This window comes from Staphylococcus sp. FSL H8-0121 (assembly GCF_038008425.1).
GTDB classification, from domain to species: domain Bacteria; phylum Bacillota; class Bacilli; order Staphylococcales; family Staphylococcaceae; genus Staphylococcus; species Staphylococcus pasteuri.
Genome location: NZ_JBBOZB010000001.1, coordinates 1,045,436 through 1,066,187, shown reverse-complemented (window position 1 = coordinate 1,066,187; position 20,752 = coordinate 1,045,436). Strand labels below are relative to the sequence as shown.

Here is a 20,752-nt window from a genome sequence, read left to right as displayed (position 1 = left end):
TGCTTTGATTGATGGCATTAAACATTTTTAATATCCCTAAAAAATTGTATATAACTGAAAACGATTGCAATTCAATTCTATTGCTTTATAGGTTGTATACGTTGTAATGATAGGATTTTCGTTAATGTATTGGAATGATGGTTATGTATATTTTCTTTAAAAAAGCAAGTGATTTTAACTGAAAAATTTTTTTATTTTTATTGAGGTAAGACTAATGGTGTAGTGGTGCATGTTCAAAAGAAAAGACGAACATTAGACATAAAACTTTAACTTTAAATAAGTATAGCTATTATGTATAATGAAACACAGAATATAGTACCGATATTAATAAACAGACACAATATATTGTGTTTTGAAACGGTACTAATAAAATGAATAATCTTATTATAAATGCAAAATGACACTGATAATTTAAGAAAAAACTCTTATTAACAGTGTTTAGGCACAAAATGTTTAATTATACTATATAGATCTAAATTCGAAACTAACCACTATATCTTGTGGTTTGAAAAATAAAATCACATATTAATATAAGGTCATATAGTTTTTATAAACGTTTCGTTTAGTGACTCATTTCATTCTACAACACAATGTTTTGTAGGAAGCTTTCCTTAACAATAAAGGAGAACTTCTTTTTTAATTTTTTTAAATTGGTGAAAGAAGGCGATCCAATGAAAGTAGTATATTTTTCATTTTCAGGCAATGTACGTCGATTCATTAAACGTGCTGAAATCGAAAATGCGATGGAAATTACATCTGACAACTGTACAGAAACTATTAATGAACCCTACATTTTAGTTACAGGAACCATAGGGTTTGGTGAGGTTCCTCAACAGGTTCAGGCTTTTTTAGATGTTAATCATTCAAATATTAAGGCCGTGGCTGCAAGTGGAAATAGAAACTGGGGTCAGAACTTTGCTAAAGCAGGGCGTACTATATCTGAAAAATATGATATTCCGTTGTTAATGAAGTTTGAAGTGCAGGGAACAAACAAAGACGTTATCGAATTTAAAAACAAGGTGGGTAATTTTAATGAAAACTATGGACGAGAAGAAGTACAATCATATTGAATTAAATAACGAAGTTACAAAAAGAAAAGATAATGGTTTTTTTAATTTAGAAAAAGACCAAGAGGCACTTAAAGTATACTTGGAAGAAATCCACGATAAAACAATTTATTTCGATAGCGAAATCGAAAGATTACATTATCTTGTAGACAATAACTTTTATTTCAATGTCTTTGAAAAATATAATGAGGCAGATTTAATTGAAATTACAGAATATGCGAAATCAATTAATTTCCAATTCGCAAGTTATATGTCAGCAAGTAAATTTTATAAAGACTATGCACTTAAAACCAATGATAAACAACAATTTTTAGAAGATTATAATCAACACGTTGCTATCGTATCAATGTACTTAGCTAATGGTGATAAAAACCAAGCGAAACAATTTATTTCATCCATGGTTGAACAACGTTACCAACCAGCAACACCAACGTTTTTAAATGCTGGTAGAGCACGACGTGGAGAATTAGTGTCATGTTTCTTATTAGAAGTAGATGATAGTTTAAATTCTATTAACTTTATTGATTCAACTGCGAAACAACTAAGTAAAATTGGTGGCGGCGTTGCTATCAATTTATCAAAATTACGTGCACGTGGTGAAGCAATCAAAGGTATTAAAGGTGTAGCTAAAGGTGTATTACCTGTTGCTAAATCTTTAGAAGGTGGATTTAGTTATGCTGACCAATTAGGACAAAGACCTGGTGCAGGCGCAGTTTATTTAAACATCTTCCATTATGATGTTGAAGAATTTTTAGATACTAAAAAGGTAAATGCTGATGAAGATTTACGCTTATCTACTATTTCAACTGGTTTAATTGTCCCTTCTAAATTCTTTGATTTAGCTAAAGAAGGTAAAGACTTCTATATGTTTGCGCCACATACTGTAAAACAGGAATATGGTGTGACTTTAGATGACATCGATTTAGATAAATATTATGACGACATGGTTGCAAATCCAAACGTTGAGAAAAAGAAAAAAGATGCTCGTGAAATGTTAAATACGATTGCACAAACACAATTACAATCAGGTTATCCTTACTTAATGTTTAAAGATAATGCGAATAAAGTACATGCTAATTCTAATATTGGTCAAATTAAAATGAGTAACTTATGTACTGAAATTTTCCAATTACAAGAAACATCTGTAATAAATGATTACGGCACTGAAGATGACATTAAAAGAGATATTTCATGTAACCTAGGATCATTAAATATTGTTAATGTAATGGAATCTGGAAAATTCAGAGACTCAGTTCATACTGGTATGGATGCATTGACTGTGGTTAGTGATGAAGCTAATATTCAAAACGCACCTGGTGTTAAAAAAGCAAACAGTGAGTTACATTCTGTTGGTCTAGGAGTTATGAATTTACACGGTTACTTAGCTAAAAATAAAATAGGTTATGAATCAGAAGAAGCTAAAGATTTTGCTAATATCTTCTTTATGATGATGAATTATTATTCTATTGAACGTTCTATGCAAATTGCTAAAGAACGTGGAGAAAAATATCTTGATTTTGAGAAATCTGACTATGCAAATGGAAAATATTTCGAATTCTACACATCTCAAGAATTTGAACCACAATTTGAAAAGGTACGTGAATTATTCGAAGGATTAGATATCCCAACTGCTGAAGATTGGAAAGTACTACAAAAAGACGTTGAACAATATGGTTTATATCACGCATATCGATTAGCTATTGCACCAACTCAAAGTATTTCATATGTGCAAAATGCTACAAGTTCAGTGATGCCTATTGTTGATCAAATTGAAAGACGTACTTATGGTAATGCAGAAACGTTTTATCCAATGCCATTTTTATCACCAGAAACAATGTGGTATTACAAATCAGCATTTAACACTGATCAAATGAAATTAATTGATTTGGTATCAACAATTCAAACTCATGTTGACCAAGGTATTTCAACAATACTATATGTTAACTCAGAAATTTCTACTCGAGAACTTTCTAGATTATATGTATATGCTCATCATAAAGGTTTGAAATCTCTATACTATACTCGTAATAAATTATTAAGTGTAGAAGAATGTACAAGTTGCGCTATCTAAAATCATAAACAAACATAATAGAACATTAAGCTTAATCTAATTGAATTTATGATTTAGAGTATCTAAAAGAATAAAGAAAAGTGGTTGAGACATAAAGTCTTTGTGCTCTGGGAAACTGATTAACGGCGTCCCAAAAGCAGGATTTTCGGCAGAAGGGACCCAACACAGAGAATTTCACAAAGAAATTCTACAAGTAATGCAAGTTGGGCAAACTCACACGATTCGACAAAATTTGAGAAACAATTTTGCTCATCGTCCGGTTCTGCTCAAATCCTAAGCGCTTTTGTCCCGACCTCTGTTAATACATAACCTTAATAAGGGATTAGGTAGTTTAATTGAAAGTTAGTGGTTATCTGTCACCTTAATTAAAGGATAGGAGGATTATTATTCATGAAGGCCGTCAATTGGAATACCCAAGAAGATATGACTAATATGTTTTGGCGTCAAAATATATCTCAAATGTGGGTAGAAACAGAATTTAAAGTATCAAAGGATATCGCAAGTTGGAAAACGTTATCTGAAGCTGAAAAGAATACATTTAAAAAAGCGTTAGCAGGTTTAACAGGTTTAGACACACACCAAGCAGACGATGGTATGCCATTAATAATGCTTCATACTACTGATTTAAGAAAAAAAGCAGTATATTCATTTATGGCAATGATGGAACAAATTCATGCTAAAAGTTATTCTCATATTTTCACTACATTATTACCTTCTAGTGAAACAAACTATTTATTAGATACGTGGGTTATTGAAGAACCTCATTTAAAATATAAATCAGATAAAATCATCGAAAACTATCATAAATTATGGGGTAAAGAAGCTTCCATTTTCGACCAGTACATTGCTAGAGTATCAAGTGTTTTCTTAGAAACATTTTTATTCTATTCAGGTTTTTACTATCCACTATATCTAGCTGGTCAAGGAAAGATGACAACATCTGGAGAAATTATTCGTAAAATATTATTGGATGAATCTATTCATGGTGTCTTTACTGGATTAGATGCACAAAGCTTAAGAAATGAACTATCTGAAAGTGAAAAGCAACGAGCTGATCAAGAAATGTATAAATTATTAAAAGAGTTATATGATAATGAAGTATCATATACACATCTGTTATATGATGACATTGGATTAGCAGAAGATGTACTGAATTACGTTAAATATAATGGTAATAAAGCATTATCAAATCTTGGTTTTGAACCTTATTTTGAAGAACGTGAATTCAACCCTATTATTGAAAATGCCTTAGACACTACAACTAAAAATCATGATTTCTTCTCTGTAAAAGGTGACGGTTATACACTGGCTCTAAATGTTGAAGCTTTAAGAGATGAAGATTTTATATTCGATGACGAGAAATAAATAATAAACAGTCTTAATTTTAATCGCTATGAGATTAAAATTAAGACTTTTTTTATGTTTTTAACTTAAATATTAAAATTAATCAAATTTACAGCAATATTTTTCGAAAACCTATTGAATATTACCAATAAATTCTGTAACATTTTAAATGATAACGATTATCATTATCGTCAGAAATAATAAGAATTACTATTCAAGGAGAAAGTGTTATGAAGTTTTTACTTAAGGGATATGTTTTACTCATCTTTCTCGTTGCGTTTACGGTTCTTTCTTTATTTCTTGGTGTTAGCCAAATATCGATTACTGATATTTTCCATCTTAACAGCGACCAATTAAATATTATTTTATCGAGTCGTATTCCTCGAACAGTTAGTATTCTCATATCAGGTAGTACATTGGGTATCGCTGGTTTAATTATGCAACAAATGATGCAAAATAAATTTGTAAGTCCAACGACAGCAGGTACGATGGAATGGGCAAAATTAGGTATTTTATTATCTTTAATTTTCTTTCCTAAAGGACATATACTTATCAAATTAATTTTTGCTGTTATATGCAGTGTAGTTGGAACTTATTTCTTTGTTAAATTAGTTCAACTTATTAAGGTAAAAGATGTCATCTTTATTCCGTTGTTAGGTATTATGCTTGGTGGCATAGTTTCTAGTTTTACGACATTTATTGCGTTACGTACAAATGCAGTTCAAAGCATAGGTAATTGGTTGAATGGTAATTTTGCCATTATTACTAGTGGTCGTTACGAAGTATTATATTTAAGTATTCCGTTTTTAATAATTACATATATATTTGCGAACCATTTTACGATTGCGGGTATGGGCAAAGACTTCAGCCATAACTTAGGAGTTAACTATGAAAAAATAATTAACATCGCTTTATTTATAACTGCAACAATTACTGCGCTTGTTGTTGTCACTGTTGGTACATTACCATTTCTAGGGTTAATTGTTCCTAATATCATTTCAATTTATAGAGGAGACCATTTAAAACATGCTTTACCTCATACAATGATGTTAGGTGCGGTCTTTGTGCTGTTTTCAGACATTATAGGTCGACTAATCGTGTACCCATACGAAATTAACATCGGTTTAACTATAGGTGTGTTTGGAACTATTATATTCCTTATCTTATTGATGAAAGGTAGGGGTAATTATGCTAACTAAACACAATAAGAAAGTATTGTTACTAACCTTAATCACACTAATTATAGGTGTTTTATATTTATTGTTAGGTATTGATTTTGAAATATTTGATTATCAAATCCAAAGTCGTTTAAGAAAATTCATATTAATTATTTTAGTTGGCGGTGCTATAGGTACTTCCGTTGTTATTTTCCAAGCTATTACGACAAATCGGTTACTGACACCATCAATCATTGGTCTTGATTCCGTATACTTATTTGTGAAAATTTTACCTGTGTTTATATTAGGAACTCAATCCACATTAGTTACTAATGTTTATATTAATTTTGTCATTACATTATTAGCAATGGTATTATTTGCGCTTTTCTTATTCCAAGTTTTATTTAAAATAGGCCATTTTTCTGTTTATTTCATACTTTTAGTTGGCGTCGTACTTGGAACATTTTTTAGAAGTATTACAGGTTTTATCCAATTAGTTATGGATCCAGAATCATTTTTAGCTGTTCAAAGTACAATGTTTGCTAACTTTGACGCTTCTAATTCAAAACTTGTTGGATTTTCAGCTATCGTATTAGCCGTGTTAATCGTCATTACTATTATCTCGCTTCCATATTTAGATGTCTTATTGCTCGGTAGAGAACAAGCAATTAATTTAGGCGTCAATTATGAAAAAGTAACAAGATTATTTCTCATTGTTGTTGCTATTTTAGTATCTGTTTCAACAGCTTTAGTAGGTCCAATTACATTTTTAGGACTATTAACTGTCAATTTAGCACATGAATTTATCAAGACTTATGAGCATAAATATATACTACCTGCTACATTATGTTTTAGTTGGATAAGTTTATTTATAGCGCAATGGGTTGTTGAACATCTTTTTGAAGCGACTACTGAAGTAAGTATAATTATTGACCTTATAGGTGGAAGTTACTTTATATACTTATTAGTTAGAGGGAGAAATGCCAATTGATCCAAATTCAAAGTTTAAATAAATCCATTCAGAAGAAGAAAATTTTAAAAGATATTAATGTTGATATTGAAAAAGGAAAAATCACATCACTTATTGGTCCAAACGGTGCAGGAAAAAGTACTTTATTATCAACAATCACAAAGTTGATTCAGATTGATAGTGGCACTGTCAAAATTGAAGATAAGTGTATGGATGATTACAAAACAGATGAATTAGCTAAAAAAATTTCAATATTAAAACAAACTAATCATACTGAAATGAATATTACTGTTGAACAATTAGTTAATTTTGGAAGATTTCCTTATTGCAAAGGACACTTAAAACAAGAAGATAAAGAACAAGTACAATATGCCTTAGATTTATTACAGTTAAATGAAATAAAGGATAGAAATATCAAAACACTGTCAGGAGGACAACGTCAACGCGCTTATATAGCGATGACGATCGCACAAAATACTGAATACATTTTATTAGATGAACCACTAAATAATCTAGATATGAAACATTCAGTACAAATTATGCAAACTTTGCGTACATTAGCAAAAACATTAAATAAAACAATCGTTATTGTATTACATGATATTAATTTTGCATCCTGTTATTCAGATAATATTATTGCTTTAAAAAATGGTGAACTTGTTCGTTCTGGTAGTAATCAAACTGTTATTCAAAGCAATGTATTAAGAGAATTATATGAAATGGATGTCAAAGTTGAAAATGTAAATGGTCAACGTATTTGTCTATATTATGATGAATTGATATTGAATTAACACTAGTTTTATTAGACCTTTAAAGGAGTGATGCTTATAGTATATGGATAAATCAATCTATTCAAACACGTTCCTCTCAGCCAATCGATAAAATTAAAAAGGAGTTATTACATAATGAAAAAATCTATTTTAGTCTTATTATTATCTTTAGTATTAGTTTTAGCAGCGTGTGGTAACAACTCTAACAACGATGATTCAGATTCTAAATCTGAAAAAAGTGGTTCAAAAGACACTGTTAAAATCGAAAATAATTATGAAGCACAAGGAAAAGAAAAAGACGGTAGCGATGCTAAAAAGGTAAAAGAAACAGTGGAAGTACCTAAAAATCCTAAAAATGCTGTCGTATTAGATTACGGTGCTTTAAACGATTTAAAAGAAATGGGTCTTTCTAGTAAAGTAAAAGCTTTACCTAAAGGTGAAGGCGGTAAATCATTACCAGATTTCTTAGATGATTTTAAATCTGATAAATATTTAAATACTGGTAACCTAAAACAAGTTAATTTCGATAAAGTTGCAGAAGCAAAACCAGAAGTGATTTTTATTTCAGGTAGAACAGCTAATCAGAAAAATTTAGATGAATTTAAAAAAGCAGCACCTAAAGCTAAAATTGTTTACATGGGTACAGATGATAAACATTATCTAAAATCTATGAAAGAAAATACAGAAAAATTAGGTAAAATTTACGATAAAGAAGATAAAGCGAAATCATTAACTAAGAAACTAGATAAAAAAGTTGATGCAATGAAAGATAAAACATCTAAATTTGATAAAAAAGTAATGTATTTATTAGTCAATGAAGGTGAATTATCTACATTTGGTCCAGGATCTCGTTTTGGTGGTTTAGTATTTGATACACTTGGATTTAAACCAGTCGATAAACATGTAACTAAAGGACCACATGGTCAAAATGTTAATAACGAATATATTAATAAAGAAAATCCAGATGTGATTTTAGCAATGGATAGAGGACAAGTTGTTTCTAATAATGCGACTGCTAAGAAAACATTAAATAATGATGTATTGAAAAACGTAAAAGCCGTTAAAGATCATAAAATTTATGAACTTGATCCTAAATTATGGTATTTTGCTTCTGGTTCAACAACAACTACTATGAAACAAATTGATGAATTAGAAGAAGTTGTAAAATAATAAATAATAAGCGCTAATAGCCTCATTGTGAGAGCCATTAGCGCTTTTATCATTTTAAATTATTAAACTTCGAAATAAAGATGGTAATGGAATTTACATCTATGATTAAAGTGAGATTGACATTTCGGACAAGATTCAACCATCATGTATTCGTTGATTGTCATTTCATTTTTACAGACACCACACATAATGGCATACTCGTTAAATTCATCTTCACTCCAGCGTTTGATAGGATGTGTCTCATGGTCGTTGTGACATTGATAACAAGGATAATATTTATTACAGCATTTGAATTTAATTGCTATAATATCCAAAAATGACTGATAATGTATGCATCTTGTTTCATTATCAACAATTGAACCGTAAACTTTCGGCAAAGAAACAAACCTCCTATAACCAATTAATCTGCGTCCGGATGTTCTCCTATAATACGTACCTCTGTATTTAATTCAACATCAAATTTATCTTTAACTGTTTTTTGAACATGATGGATTAAATCTTCATAATCTGTCGCCGTACCTTTATCTACATTAACCATAAAACCAGCATGTTTAGTTGAAACTTCAACACCACCAATACGATGACCTTGTAGATTAGAATCTTGAATTAATTTACCAGCAAAATGGCCTGGTGGTCTTTGGAAGACACTTCCACATGATGGATATTCGAGTGGTTGTTTAGTTTCACGGCGTTCAGTTAAGTCGTCCATTTTGGCTTGAATTTCTTTTAAGTTACCAGGTTCTAATGTAAATGCAGCTTCTAAAACTACGAGATGTTTTTTCTGTACGATACTATTTCTGTAGTCTAGTTCTAATTCTTGAGTTGTTAATTTAAGTAAATCACCATTTTCATTAACACATAGTGCATAGTCAATACAATCTTTCACTTCGCCACCATAAGCGCCAGCATTCATAAATACTGCACCGCCAATTGATCCTGGTATGCCGCATGCAAATTCTAAACCAGTTAGTGCGTAGTCTCTTGCTACACGTGAAACATCAATAATGGCTACACCGCTACCCGCGATAATTGCATCATCTGATACATCAATATGCTTTAATGATAATAGGCTCAATACAATACCTCTAATGCCGCCTTCTCGGATAATAATATTCGAACCATTTCCTAAATAAGTGACTGGAATATTATTTTGGTTTGCATATTTAACAATCGCTTGTACTTCCTCATTTTTAGTAGGTGAAAGATAAAAATCAGCTTTACCGCCAGTTTCAGTGTAAGTGTATTTTTTTAAAGGTTCATCTACTTCAATAATGTCGTTTGGAATAATTTCTTGCAAACCTTTTAATATATCGTTTTTATTCACTATCCGTACGTCCTTTCTTTATTCAATACTAATATTATTATTATATCAATTTTATTTGCTATTTGCGAAATAAGAAGATATTATACGCAAAGTAAATCGACTAAGATGTGCATAATACATTATTATTTTATTTTGATTTATATGCTATATAATTATGATATGTTGAACATTTATAATGAGATTTTTAATATCGTAAATATAAATTTATATAATGATTGTAGATTATATGTTTCTCTTTATTTTAAGGGACCATATTGTTTGTATATATTTTCAAATATAGATTGCTTTTGGTTTTCATACGTTCTTATTGATTCAACATTGTTTAATAATTGTTTCTTTTTTTGAGCGAATTCATTTGCGATATCTATATTATTATTTAATATGTGATCGACAGTTTGATATTGTTCAAATAATTGAGTGTTTAATTGAACGATGTGTAAACGAATTTCTTGCTTTAATTCTCTAAGATTATTAAACTTTGCCATCATTACTTTCTTTTTATAAGCGTGATGTAATCGATAAAATCCAGCATAATTGAGACGCTTTTCATCTAATGATGTAATATCATGTAAATTATCTACACCGATAAGCAAATCAAGTATGGGTTCAGTCTCATAATTAAAATGCTTCGTTCCACCAATATGCTGTGTATATTTAATTGGTGAATCTAGTAAATTATACAATAGAGCGCTTGTTTCTTGATATAAATGGTTGTAATGGTCATCTGTTTGATATTTAATGAGAGGTTGAACATGCCCGTACATGGTTTTACTCCTTTGTTATAAATTGGTAAGCTATAAAGTCTGAGATACTATAACATAATTTATTTTCTTAATAAATACGTTTCTGTATAATGTTCTATGGTAAGGGGTGCAAATATGAAAAAAATAATACTTATCCCAGTGATTTTCCTCATTATTATCTCGTTAACAGCATGTAGTAATAAAACTAATTCAGATTTAAATCATTTTGAAAGTAAATTAGATGAAGTGAATCATAAACAAGATAAATTAAAAAAAGTTATGAAAAAAATAAATCTTAAAGAATTAGATCACTTAAGTAAAACAGACACTACTGATAAAAACAGAAAAGAGTTTATTAAACTTCAAGATGATATTGATCAACAATTAATACCTGCATTCAAAGAATACGAAAAATCTGCAAAACAATTGCCTGCTGAAACAAAAGAGGTTAAAGAGTTAAAATCTGAGTATCTTAAAACTGTTAAAGATAAAAAAAGTTCAATATATGATTTGAAAGATTTTGTAGACTTGTGTAACGATTCAATCAAAGATAATGAAGATATTTTAGATTATACTAAATTATTTGAGAAGAACCGCTCTCAAGTTGAAAAGAAAATAAATAATGCTTCTAATAAAGAAGATGCAAATCAATTAACATCAAAATTAGAAAGTAATAATAAAGATTTAAAACAAACTGCCAAAAAATATTTAGATACGTCTACAAGTGATGCAAAAACAGCCAAAAAAGCAATTGAAAATCATATTTCTCCTTTAATTGAGAAACAAATTAAAGATATAAATCAAACTAATATTTCTGATACAAATGTCGATAATGCCCGTAAGAACGCGATTGAAATGTACTACAGTTTAGAGAATTATTATGATACTCGTATTGATACTATAGAAGTTGGTGAAAAAATATCTAAAATAGATGTCGATAAGTTGCCAAAAGAGGGTAAAGATATAGATAAGCAAGATAAGGAATTTAATTCGAAATTAAAAAAGGTAAAACAAAAAAACAATTAATTTTGATTAGAATTAAATAAATTAAATAACCATGGTTAACATTGCTAAGTAAAATGTGTATAATTGTACCCACTGATATTATTTTCGGGATATGAATATCACGCATATGCTCAGAAAATGTGATAAATACTTTTAGAGGTGAATAGAATGGCTATAAAGCTGAGTTCAATTGACCAGTTTGAACAAGTGCTAAATGAAAATAAATATTTATTTGTTTTAAAACATAGCGAAACTTGTCCAATTTCTGCAAATGCGTATGATCAGTTTAATAAATTTTTATATGAACGCGATATGGATGGTTACTATTTAATAGTACAGCAGGAGCGTAAGTTATCGGACTATATTGCTGAAAAAACAAATGTAAAACATGAATCACCACAAGCATTTTACTTCGTCAATGGTGAAATGAAATGGAATGCTTCACATAGTGATATCAATGTTTCATCATTAGCTCAAGCAGAAGAATAATTTTTTCAGATAAGTGAACAAATAATTGAGTAATGAACGTAAATTTTAATTAACTTTGTGTTCATTTAAAAGGTAAAAGTCATTTTATTACTATGATGTAGTAGTGAAATGGCTTTTTTAGTTATTAAAACGAAATATGGTTTATCATTTATGGTTTGCTAGTGAATAGGATATAATAAATCAATATTCAAAATGTAATTGTTTTAATATAATTTGTAATAGCTTTTATTGTGAAATACGCAGCATTCATATGTATAATATGTTAGTGTAAAATATTAATTATACGATGAATCTATAAATTATATTTAAAACATCATATAAATGATTTTAATAAGTAACACTATATATAAAACAAGGTGGTTAAGGCGATGAAAGTTTTAGTAGCCATGGATGAATTTAATGGTATTATTTCTAGTTATCAAGCAAATAGATATGTAGAAGAAGCGGTTGCTAGTCAAATTGAAAAGGCAGATATAGTGCAAGTGCCATTATTTAATGGCCGCCATGAATTAATGGATTCTGTCTTTTTATGGCAGTCTGGTAGTAAATATCGAGTTGCCGCTCACGATGCAGATATGAATGAAGTAGAGGCAATATATGGTCAAACTGATAGTGGAATGACAATTATAGAAGGTAATTTATTTTTAAAAGGTCAAAAACCAATTCAACAAAGAACTAGTTATGGTTTAGGAGAAATATTAAACGCAGCACTAGACAACGATGCTAAACATATTATTATTTCATTAGGTGGAATTGGCAGTTTCGATGGTGGAGCAGGGATGTTACAAGCCTTAGGTGCCAAATTCTATGATGATGAAGCAAATATTGTTGATGTGACAAAAGGTGCCCATGTCATTAAATATATTAGACGTTTAGATTTTTCAGAAATTCATCCGAAATTAGCTGAAGCTAATATTCAAGTGATGTCAGATTTTTCTAGTAGATTATATGGTAAGCAAAGTGAAATTATGCAAATGTATTCTACGCTAGGAATGACTCAAAATGAAGCAGCAGAAATAGATAATTTAGTATGGTATTTTAGTGAATTATTTAAAAGTGAGTTAAAAGTGACGATTGGACCTATCGAGCGTGGTGGTGCTGGTGGCGGTATTGCTGCGGTATTAAAAGGATTATATCAGGCAGAAATTTTAACTAGTCATGAGCTAGTAGATCAAATTACACATTTAGAAGATTTGGTACAACAAGCAGATTTAATTATTTTCGGTGAAGGGTTAAATGAACGAGACCAATTGTTGGAAACTACGACATTACGTATTGCAGATTTAACCGAAAAGCATAATAAAACATCAATTGCTATTTGTGCTACTGACGATAAATTTGATTTATTCGAAGGTAAAGGTGTGACAGCAATGTTTAATACATTTATCGACATGCCTGAAACTTACACTGATTTTAAAATGGGTATTCAAATTAGACATTATACTGTTCAAGCATTAAAACTATTAAAAACACAGTTTGATGTTAATCAATAAAACAAACTAAATAACACGCCTTGGTTGTCATTTTGTATAAGACAATCAAGGCGTGTTTATTATTGTATTTATTTATTTGAATTGGCTACTTCTTCAGCTATACCTACCATAACGTGGATAGCTTTTTCCATTACATTAATAGAAGCATATTCATAAGGACCATGGAAATTGCCACAACCTGTAAAAATATTTGGTGTTGGTAAGCCCATAAATGAAAGTTGTGAACCATCTGTACCACCGCGAATTGGATCGGTATTTGGTTTAATATCTAATTGATTGAATACTTTAGTTGGAATATCAATAATATGTTGATGTGGTTTTATTTTTTCAGCCATATTATAGTATTGATCTTCAACATCGACTTTAACAGGATAATTTTCGAAATGTGAGTTAATATCGTCACGAATTTCCATAAGTCGTTTTTTACGTAAATCGAATTTCTTTTTATCATGATCTCGAATAATATATTGTAATGTTGCTTTTTCAACGTTACCTTCAAAGTTCATTAAATGATAGAAACCTTGATAACCTTCAGTACGTTCAGGAACTTCATTTGGAGGTAACAAACTATTAAATTGTTGTCCAAGTGAAATGGCATTAATCATAGCATTTTTGGCAGAACCAGGATGTACGTTCACACCATGACAAGTAATAGTAGCTGCTGCAGCATTAAAGCTCTCGTATTGTAGTTCACCAAGTTGACTACCATCCATTGTATATGCGAAATCAGCATTAAAACGTTCAACATCAAATTGATGAGGACCGCGACCAATTTCTTCATCTGGAGTAAAGCCAACACGGATTTTACCATGTTTAATTTCGGGATGTTCAATAAGGTATATTAGACCTTCCATAATTTCAACTACACCGGCTTTATCGTCAGCACCTAATAATGATGTACCATCAGTAATCATTAGCGTATCACCGATGACATGTTTAAGTTCAGGGAAGACTTTAGTATCTAAAATTCGATTTGTTTGTCCTAGTTGAATTGGTTTTCCATCATATTTTTCAATGATTTGCGGATTAATACCAGTCGCATTAAAGTCAGGTGATGTATCAACATGTGCTAAAAATCCAACAGTTGGTACGTCCGCATCTATGTTGCTTTCTAATGTAGCAAACAGATAACCATGATCATCCATATCTGTTTCAAGGCCCAAATCTTTTAATTCTTTCTCCAATAGATTTAGTAAATCCCATTGTTTAGTTGTAGAAGGCGTAACATTAGAATTTGGATCTGATTGTGTATCAATTTTTACATATCTTGTTAATCTATCAATTATTTGTTCTTTCATGTTAGACATCCCCTTAAACTCTGTTATTCATATTATAAGATTTCTTATAAGATTTACCTTTAATCTTACCATAATACTGTTTGATACGTGTGTAGATATAATAGATAATTTCTGCAACAAGAATACCAAACGAAATCGCACCAGATATTAGTGTAACTTCTAAAAAGGTATTTACTGCATTTGTATAATTATTTGAAACTAAATAACGTGTAGCTTCATAAGCTGCGCCACCAGGTACAAGTGGGATAATTCCAGGAACAATGAAAATGATAACAGGTCTTTTGTAACGTCTACTCATCGTATGACTTAATAATCCTAATATTAAGCTACCTAAAAAGGAAGCACCTACTTTACCAAATTGCATGTCTACAGTGAATTGATAAATAGTCCACGCTACCGCACCGACAAACCCACAAGCTAACAATAGTCGACGAGGCGCATTAAAAATGATGGAGAATAGGACTGTGGAAATGAAACTGATTGTAAAGTGAAATAAATAAAATAACAATATGAACAGCCTCTCTTAAAAAATTAGTAATACAATTGCAACACCGGCACCAATAGCAAATGCAGTTAACGCTGCTTCAACACCTCTAGACATACCTGCTAATAGTTCTCCTGCAAGCAAATCTCGAATCGCATTGGTAATTAGAATACCAGGCACAAGAGGCATTACACTAGCAATAGTAATAATATTTTGATTGGTCGCTAAGCCAATTTTAGAACTCGCAACTGCTATTGATATAACGACTGAAGCAGCAACAAATTCTGAGAAAAATTTAATTTGGATATAACGTTGAACTAGACTAAAGGTTAAAAATGCAGCGCCTCCAGCTATCGCAGCTATCCAACAATCTGATGCGACACCACCAAACATAAATAAGAAAAATCCGCATGCAATGGCTGCTGCAAATAAATTAATTAAAAAAGAATATTGCAACGAAGCACTTCTAAGGTGGATTAATTCAGACTTAGCTTCATCTATTGTAAGTTGATTGTTAGAAATTTTACGAGATAAGCTATTTGTTAAAGCTATTTTTTCCAAATCTGTCGTTCTCTCTCTGATTCGTATCAGTCTTGTACTTGTTCGATCATTTAATGAAAAAATGATAGCGGTAGAAGTTACAAAACTATATGTATCATATAAGCCATAGCTATGTGCAATTCTATTCATTGTATCTTCAACTCGGTATGTTTCAGCACCCGCTTCAAGTAATATTCTTCCAGCAATCAATACAACATCAATCACTTTATTTTCATCAATGATAGTGATTGAGTCAGACATGAACAACCACCTCCTAGTTAATTTATTGATATGAATAATTGAAGTGTACAACTTGCGCTAACAACTTTCAATAGAGGAAGGCAGATTGAAAAGATTATGTAATGAAGAAAGTAGAAGGGGAGAATAAAAATAAAAGCAAAAAGAAGACTTAATTTAGTTGTCTTCTTTTTGCTTCTAAGGTTGGAATTTATTTCCTAGGTTATGACTACCGTTTAAAAATAGGTCATTATAATTTGATAATTGGATTAAACATTACCTTATTTCTACCTTCGCTTTTCGCGACATGGACCATGTCATCTGCATCTTTAAATACGCGTCTTTGAGATTTACGATCATCTCTCGTTAAATATCCTACACCGATAGAGACTGAAAGTTTGATGACTTCCTTATTAGGTAAATGGAATGACGATTTTTCTACACCTTGTCTAATGTTTTCAGCGAGTTTTACACTTTGATCTAATGTGTAATCATTAATGACAACTGAAAATTCTTCTCCACCATTTCTAAAAATTGAAAATTGTTTGGGAACATAATTTTTTAGTAATTGAGACATTTGTTTTAATACAGCGTCACCTGCTTGGTGAGTATATGTATCATTAACATCTTTAAAACCATCAATATCAATAAGTAATAAACCTAAACTTTCTTTATGTTCTTCAGTATATTTTGATAATTGATTTAAATGTCTATCAAATTCTTTAACATTTCCAAGTCCAGTTAAATAATCATATTTATCTTCGTTTTCATAACGATTAACTAATGAGAAGAAATGCCATATGTCTACGAAAGTAATTGCAGAGGCAATTGTAATGATAAATGAAATAGGAATTAAGATAGCAATCTCAATCAAATCATATATCGGACTAAATAAAGCTAAAATAAATAAGATGATAATACTAATCGTATTTAAAATAAGTAAAGATACGATGTCGTTTTGTTTCAAAAATGGACCTACAGCACTAACGACACCAGCAATAACAATTAGAGTAATACCATAGATAATTGAATTATCGAAAATAAGCACATCTACTAGTGCTACAATAATAGCAGAAGTAAGTGTATAAATCATATTGGTATAACGCCCTAAAAATAATAAAGGAACAAATGTTAAATGTACTAAGTATTCTAAACGGAATGGTATAGGATAAGCAGCTAATAATAGTGCTACAAGCGTCATTAAAACAGTGACATATTCTTTTGAAAAGACCATTCTTTTATTTTCAGAGTATTGCAGTCTATGAAATAAATAAATACCTGCAACCATGACTGAAATATTATATATAATTGCTTCAAACATAGTTTTACCGACTCCTTTATTGACCAATAGTTATTGTAAGTGAAAACTTACAATTTGTCATTAGTCAGACTAAAATTTTCCTATACATAATAGAGATTAATGTTAAAATATAAATTTAAGTGATATGATGAAAAAAATGAGTTTCGTCGTAAGAGATTTTTTGTTTCATTGTAGATAATACATAGTATTAATATTGTTATTATATGGGATGTTTTGTAAGTCTAATAACTATTTTTACAAGGGAATTGTTTATATGGAATACTGATTCCAACAATACGTGTATAATATATAATTAGAAATAAGCGCTTTTAAGTATAAAAGGTAACGTTTAATGAAAATGTAGAAATACGAAGGATATTTTAATTTATAATAAATAAAGGAAGTAAAATGGTTGGATTTCTTAATATTTTTCTTTAATGATAGAAACTAACTTAAATTTGATGAAGGTGAACTGATGTATACATTATTACTTATTGCATTTACTATGATAGTCAGTTTAATAATAACCCCCATTATTATTGCGATATCTAAAAAATTAAATTTAGTAGATAAACCCAACTTTCGTAAAGTACATACAAAGCCAATTTCAGTAATGGGTGGTACGGTTATTTTATTTTCATTTTTAGTTGGAATGTGGCTCGGACATCCAATTGAAAGAGAAGTAAAACCATTAGTCATTGGCGCTATTTTAATGTACGTTGTTGGATTAATTGATGATATTTATGATTTAAAACCATACTTAAAATTAGCTGGCCAAATCATAGCAGCTTTAGTTGTTGCGTTTTATGGAGTCACAGTCGATTTTATTTCACTACCAATGGGACCAACGATTCATTTCGGTATTTTAAGTATTCCTATAACAGTGATTTGGATTGTAGCTATAACTAATGCGATTAATTTAATCGATGGTTTAGACGGATTAGCATCTGGCGTGTCAGCGATTGCTTTGATGACAATAGCATTTATTGCAATTTTACAGGCGAATGTTTTTATTATAATGATTTGTTGTGTATTAATCGGATCATTATTAGGTTTCTTATTCTATAATTCTCACCCAGCTAAAATATTTTTAGGTGACAGTGGGGCACTGATGATAGGATTTATAATTGGATTTGTATCATTGTTAGGTTTTAAAAATATTACATTTATAGCTTTATTTTTCCCAATCGTTATTTTAGCGGTACCGTTTATAGACACAATTTTTGCTATGATACGCCGAATGAAAAAAGGTCAACATATTATGCAAGCAGATAAATCCCATTTGCATCATAAATTATTAGAACTTGGTTATACTCATCGCCAAACTGTACTATTAATTTATTCAATTGCGATATTATTTAGTTTATCAAGTATTATACTTTATCTATCACAACCACTCGGTGCTTTAATGATGTTTATTTTAATTCTATTAACTATTGAACTTATTGTTGAATTTACTGGTTTAATTGATGATAATTATAAACCAATATTAAAACTCATTACTAAAAGAGATAATCGTCCGCAACATCAATACGAAGAAAAACATGATCACTAAACGAGATAAAGCTATCAAAAAATGACATATGAGCATTTACTATTAATAAATGCATGTCGTTTTTTTGATAGCTTTTTTTAGTCTGTAGAGATATCGAAAGGTAGCATTTTGCTATCTTCAGTTTGGATTTCATAATTCCCAGCGGTTGTTTTATTTAAGAACTCGATAAACTTATCGTACTCTGTTTGAACTACATCTATTTCATAACTTACTTTGTCAGTATAGCTTTGATTTCTAAGCATAAAAGTAGTTGATTCTAATTCGTATTCAAATTTGCCAGTTTGATCGTAACTTAAAGTGACTGTCACTGGTATAGCTGATCTCAATTCTACACGGCCAATGTCGTAAATCACATCTCGGACAGCACCACTATATGCTCTAATAAGTCCGCCACCACCGAGTTTAATTCCACCAAAGTAACGAGTGACAACAACACAAGCATCATGAATATCTAGTTTTTTTAATATTTCTAACATCGGTACACCTGCTGTGCCACTTGGTTCACCGTCGTCGTTTGCTTTTTGAATATTCATTTCAGGACCTACTGTATAGGCTGAACAATTATGCGTTGCATCTTTATGTTGAGTTTTAACTTCATTGATAAATGATTTAGCTTCTTCTTCAGAAGTCACCGGTTTAATATGAGCAATAAAACGTGATTTATTAATAACATTTTCAAATGTATGTTCTTTTTTTACAGTGATGATTGGTTTTGACATCGTTTCACTTCCAAATCTATAATTTTCATATTAGTATTATACACTCTGTAAATACTTAAAATAAAATGTTTAAATGGCAATTTCTTTTTTTGATAAAATATTGTATTATTACTATGAGTATAATTGAGGAGGACTACTATGAAGATTGCTGTAATGACTGATTCTACTAGCTATCTATCTCAAAATTTAATCGATAAATATGATATTCCAGTTGCACCATTAAGTGTGACGTTTGATGATGGTGTAAGCTATACAGAAAGTACAGATGTAGATATTGATCGTTTTTATGAAAAAATGGCAACGTCTGCGACAATACCTACTACAAGTCAACCTGCTGTAGGTGAATGGATTCAACGATATGAAAACTTAAGAGATAAAGGCTATACAGATGTAATAGTTGTATTCTTATCTAGTGGAATTAGTGGGAGCTATCAATCTGGTAAGCAAGCTGGTGAAATAGTAGAAGGCATTAATGTATATGCATTTGATAGTAAGCTTGCGGCTATGATGGAAGGTTGTTACGTATTACGTGCAATTGAAATGGTGGAACAAGGTTATAAGCCAAATGATATCATAGCAGAATTAACAGATATGAGAGAACATACAGGCGCTTATTTAATAGTAGATGATTTAAAAAATCTACAAAAAAGCGGACGAATCACAGGTGCACAAGCTTGGGTAGGTACATTGTTAAAAATGAAACCAGTACTTAAATTTGATGACGGTAAGATAGTCCCTGAAGAGAAGGTACGTACGAAAAAAAGAGCACTTAAAGCATTAGAAGAAAAAGTGTTAAACCAAGTTAAGGACTTTGATGAAGTAACGATATTTGTGATTAATGGTGATAAGACTGAAGATGGTAAAGCATTACTAGACTCTGTTAAAGAAAATGCACCATCACATAGTCAAGTTGCTTATTCAGAATTCGGACCGGTAATCGCTGCCCATTTAGGTTCAGGTGGATTAGGTTTAGGTTACACTGCCCGTAAAGTAAGACTTGATTAATATTTATAGAG

20 protein-coding genes are annotated in these 20,752 nt (G+C 30.4%); 12 read left to right on the top strand and 8 right to left on the bottom strand.

The window, feature by feature from the left end:
* The first annotated feature begins 671 nt into the window (after positions 1-671).
* The 7 genes from nrdI (at position 672) to LFT63_RS05265 (ending at position 8,549) form a co-directional block, all read left to right on the top strand.
* Positions 672-1,070 carry a class Ib ribonucleoside-diphosphate reductase assembly flavoprotein NrdI gene (gene nrdI / locus LFT63_RS05295; protein ID WP_026083473.1) on the top strand — a complete coding sequence of 133 codons (399 nt, stop codon included), beginning with the start codon at positions 672-674 and terminating at the stop codon, positions 1,068-1,070.
* Positions 1,033-3,138, top strand: coding sequence for a class 1b ribonucleoside-diphosphate reductase subunit alpha (nrdE, locus tag LFT63_RS05290; protein ID WP_029056474.1), 2,106 nt, complete (start codon positions 1,033-1,035; stop codon positions 3,136-3,138). Before nrdI ends, nrdE begins: the two co-directional genes overlap by 38 nt.
* Before the next feature lie 390 nt (positions 3,139-3,528).
* Positions 3,529-4,503, top strand: a complete 975-nt coding sequence (gene nrdF, locus LFT63_RS05285; RefSeq protein WP_002450939.1) for a class 1b ribonucleoside-diphosphate reductase subunit beta — start codon at positions 3,529-3,531, stop codon at positions 4,501-4,503.
* Between the two features lie 209 nt (positions 4,504-4,712).
* Positions 4,713-5,681, top strand: coding sequence for an ABC transporter permease (locus LFT63_RS05280; RefSeq protein WP_340768184.1), 969 nt, complete (start codon positions 4,713-4,715; stop codon positions 5,679-5,681).
* Positions 5,671-6,630 carry an iron chelate uptake ABC transporter family permease subunit gene (locus LFT63_RS05275; protein WP_017637111.1) on the top strand — a complete coding sequence of 320 codons (960 nt, stop codon included), beginning with the start codon at positions 5,671-5,673 and terminating at the stop codon, positions 6,628-6,630. The genes LFT63_RS05280 and LFT63_RS05275 overlap by 11 nt, the downstream gene beginning before the upstream one ends.
* Positions 6,627-7,400 carry an iron ABC transporter ATP-binding protein gene (locus LFT63_RS05270; protein WP_017637110.1) on the top strand — a complete coding sequence of 258 codons (774 nt, stop codon included), beginning with the start codon at positions 6,627-6,629 and terminating at the stop codon, positions 7,398-7,400. Before LFT63_RS05275 ends, LFT63_RS05270 begins: the two co-directional genes overlap by 4 nt.
* Positions 7,401-7,514: 114 nt before the next feature.
* A complete protein-coding gene (locus tag LFT63_RS05265; RefSeq protein ID WP_119622726.1) occupies positions 7,515-8,549 on the top strand; it encodes a ferrated catecholamine ABC transporter substrate-binding lipoprotein SstD in 1,035 nt (344 codons plus the stop codon).
* A 62-nt stretch (positions 8,550-8,611) separates the two neighbouring features.
* Here the strand turns inward: LFT63_RS05265 and LFT63_RS05260 are convergent, their stop codons facing one another.
* The 3 genes from LFT63_RS05260 to LFT63_RS05250 all read right to left on the bottom strand — a co-directional run bounded on the left by LFT63_RS05260 (position 8,612) and on the right by LFT63_RS05250 (position 10,637).
* Positions 8,612-8,926 carry a CHY zinc finger protein gene (locus tag LFT63_RS05260; RefSeq protein ID WP_017637108.1) on the bottom strand — a complete coding sequence of 105 codons (315 nt, stop codon included), beginning with the start codon at positions 8,924-8,926 and terminating at the stop codon, positions 8,612-8,614.
* A gap of 23 nt (positions 8,927-8,949) precedes the next feature.
* Positions 8,950-9,876, bottom strand: a complete 927-nt coding sequence (gene murB, locus LFT63_RS05255) for a UDP-N-acetylmuramate dehydrogenase (protein ID WP_340768218.1) — start codon at positions 9,874-9,876, stop codon at positions 8,950-8,952.
* A gap of 233 nt (positions 9,877-10,109) precedes the next feature.
* Positions 10,110-10,637, bottom strand: coding sequence for a GrpB family protein (locus tag LFT63_RS05250; RefSeq protein WP_029056477.1), 528 nt, complete (start codon positions 10,635-10,637; stop codon positions 10,110-10,112).
* A 114-nt stretch (positions 10,638-10,751) separates the two neighbouring features.
* Here LFT63_RS05250 and LFT63_RS05245 point away from each other — a divergent pair, with 114 nt between their 5' ends.
* The 3 genes from LFT63_RS05245 to LFT63_RS05235 all read left to right on the top strand — a co-directional run bounded on the left by LFT63_RS05245 (position 10,752) and on the right by LFT63_RS05235 (position 13,603).
* The gene (locus tag LFT63_RS05245; RefSeq protein WP_029056478.1) at positions 10,752-11,642 is read left to right on the top strand and encodes an EMYY motif lipoprotein; all 891 of its coding nucleotides are present in this window, start codon (positions 10,752-10,754) and stop codon (positions 11,640-11,642) included.
* A 147-nt stretch (positions 11,643-11,789) separates the two neighbouring features.
* Entirely contained in the window at positions 11,790-12,110 is a 321-nt protein-coding gene (gene ytxJ, locus LFT63_RS05240; protein WP_017636805.1) for a bacillithiol system redox-active protein YtxJ, read from the top strand.
* Between the two features lie 368 nt (positions 12,111-12,478).
* The gene (locus LFT63_RS05235) at positions 12,479-13,603 is read left to right on the top strand and encodes a glycerate kinase (protein WP_029056479.1); all 1,125 of its coding nucleotides are present in this window, start codon (positions 12,479-12,481) and stop codon (positions 13,601-13,603) included.
* Positions 13,604-13,671: 68 nt separating this feature from the next.
* Here LFT63_RS05235 and pepT read toward each other — a convergent pair whose 3' ends face one another.
* The 4 genes from pepT to gdpS all read right to left on the bottom strand — a co-directional run bounded on the left by pepT (position 13,672) and on the right by gdpS (position 17,483).
* Positions 13,672-14,901: a peptidase T gene (gene pepT, locus LFT63_RS05230; RefSeq protein WP_117239091.1), complete on the bottom strand. Its 1,230-nt coding sequence runs from the start codon at positions 14,899-14,901 to the stop codon at positions 13,672-13,674.
* Between the two features lie 13 nt (positions 14,902-14,914).
* Positions 14,915-15,409, bottom strand: coding sequence for a threonine/serine exporter family protein (locus LFT63_RS05225; protein WP_017636808.1), 495 nt, complete (start codon positions 15,407-15,409; stop codon positions 14,915-14,917).
* 15 nt (positions 15,410-15,424) lie between these two features.
* Complete coding sequence (locus LFT63_RS05220) at positions 15,425-16,186, bottom strand: threonine/serine exporter family protein (RefSeq protein ID WP_017636809.1); 762 nt, start codon at positions 16,184-16,186, stop codon at positions 15,425-15,427.
* Between the two features lie 226 nt (positions 16,187-16,412).
* On the bottom strand, positions 16,413-17,483 hold the full coding sequence (gene gdpS, locus LFT63_RS05215) for a GGDEF domain-containing protein GdpS (protein WP_029056481.1): 1,071 nt from the start codon (positions 17,481-17,483) through the stop codon (positions 16,413-16,415).
* 454 nt (positions 17,484-17,937) lie between these two features.
* Here gdpS and LFT63_RS05210 point away from each other — a divergent pair, with 454 nt between their 5' ends.
* Complete coding sequence (locus LFT63_RS05210) at positions 17,938-19,017, top strand: glycosyltransferase family 4 protein (protein ID WP_017638186.1); 1,080 nt, start codon at positions 17,938-17,940, stop codon at positions 19,015-19,017.
* A 77-nt stretch (positions 19,018-19,094) separates the two neighbouring features.
* Here LFT63_RS05210 and LFT63_RS05205 read toward each other — a convergent pair whose 3' ends face one another.
* Positions 19,095-19,736, bottom strand: coding sequence for a YigZ family protein (locus LFT63_RS05205; RefSeq protein ID WP_017638185.1), 642 nt, complete (start codon positions 19,734-19,736; stop codon positions 19,095-19,097).
* A gap of 138 nt (positions 19,737-19,874) precedes the next feature.
* Between LFT63_RS05205 and fakB1 the strand changes: the two genes are divergently transcribed.
* Positions 19,875-20,741: a fatty acid kinase binding subunit FakB1 gene (fakB1, locus tag LFT63_RS05200; protein ID WP_017638184.1), complete on the top strand. Its 867-nt coding sequence runs from the start codon at positions 19,875-19,877 to the stop codon at positions 20,739-20,741.
* Positions 20,742-20,752 lie beyond the last annotated feature (11 nt).

What these genes read in the sequence shown, in the direction of transcription:
- nrdE (WP_029056474.1), top strand. Translation starts at nt 1,033, where the DNA reads ATGAAAACTATGGACGAGAAGAAGTACAATCATATTGAATTAAATAAC.
- pepT (WP_117239091.1), bottom strand. Translation starts at nt 14,901, where the DNA reads ATGAAAGAACAAATAATTGATAGATTAACAAGATATGTAAAAATTGAT.
- nrdI (WP_026083473.1), top strand. Translation starts at nt 672, where the DNA reads ATGAAAGTAGTATATTTTTCATTTTCAGGCAATGTACGTCGATTCATT.
- LFT63_RS05235 (WP_029056479.1), top strand. Translation starts at nt 12,479, where the DNA reads ATGAAAGTTTTAGTAGCCATGGATGAATTTAATGGTATTATTTCTAGT.
- gdpS (WP_029056481.1), bottom strand. Translation starts at nt 17,483, where the DNA reads ATGTTTGAAGCAATTATATATAATATTTCAGTCATGGTTGCAGGTATT.
- fakB1 (WP_017638184.1), top strand. Translation starts at nt 19,875, where the DNA reads ATGAAGATTGCTGTAATGACTGATTCTACTAGCTATCTATCTCAAAAT.
- LFT63_RS05205 (WP_017638185.1), bottom strand. Translation starts at nt 19,736, where the DNA reads ATGTCAAAACCAATCATCACTGTAAAAAAAGAACATACATTTGAAAAT.
- LFT63_RS05245 (WP_029056478.1), top strand. Translation starts at nt 10,752, where the DNA reads ATGAAAAAAATAATACTTATCCCAGTGATTTTCCTCATTATTATCTCG.
- LFT63_RS05210 (WP_017638186.1), top strand. Translation starts at nt 17,938, where the DNA reads ATGTATACATTATTACTTATTGCATTTACTATGATAGTCAGTTTAATA.
- LFT63_RS05280 (WP_340768184.1), top strand. Translation starts at nt 4,713, where the DNA reads ATGAAGTTTTTACTTAAGGGATATGTTTTACTCATCTTTCTCGTTGCG.
- LFT63_RS05250 (WP_029056477.1), bottom strand. Translation starts at nt 10,637, where the DNA reads ATGTACGGGCATGTTCAACCTCTCATTAAATATCAAACAGATGACCAT.
- LFT63_RS05275 (WP_017637111.1), top strand. Translation starts at nt 5,671, where the DNA reads ATGCTAACTAAACACAATAAGAAAGTATTGTTACTAACCTTAATCACA.
- LFT63_RS05265 (WP_119622726.1), top strand. Translation starts at nt 7,515, where the DNA reads ATGAAAAAATCTATTTTAGTCTTATTATTATCTTTAGTATTAGTTTTA.
- nrdF (WP_002450939.1), top strand. Translation starts at nt 3,529, where the DNA reads ATGAAGGCCGTCAATTGGAATACCCAAGAAGATATGACTAATATGTTT.
- LFT63_RS05220 (WP_017636809.1), bottom strand. Translation starts at nt 16,186, where the DNA reads ATGTCTGACTCAATCACTATCATTGATGAAAATAAAGTGATTGATGTT.
- ytxJ (WP_017636805.1), top strand. Translation starts at nt 11,790, where the DNA reads ATGGCTATAAAGCTGAGTTCAATTGACCAGTTTGAACAAGTGCTAAAT.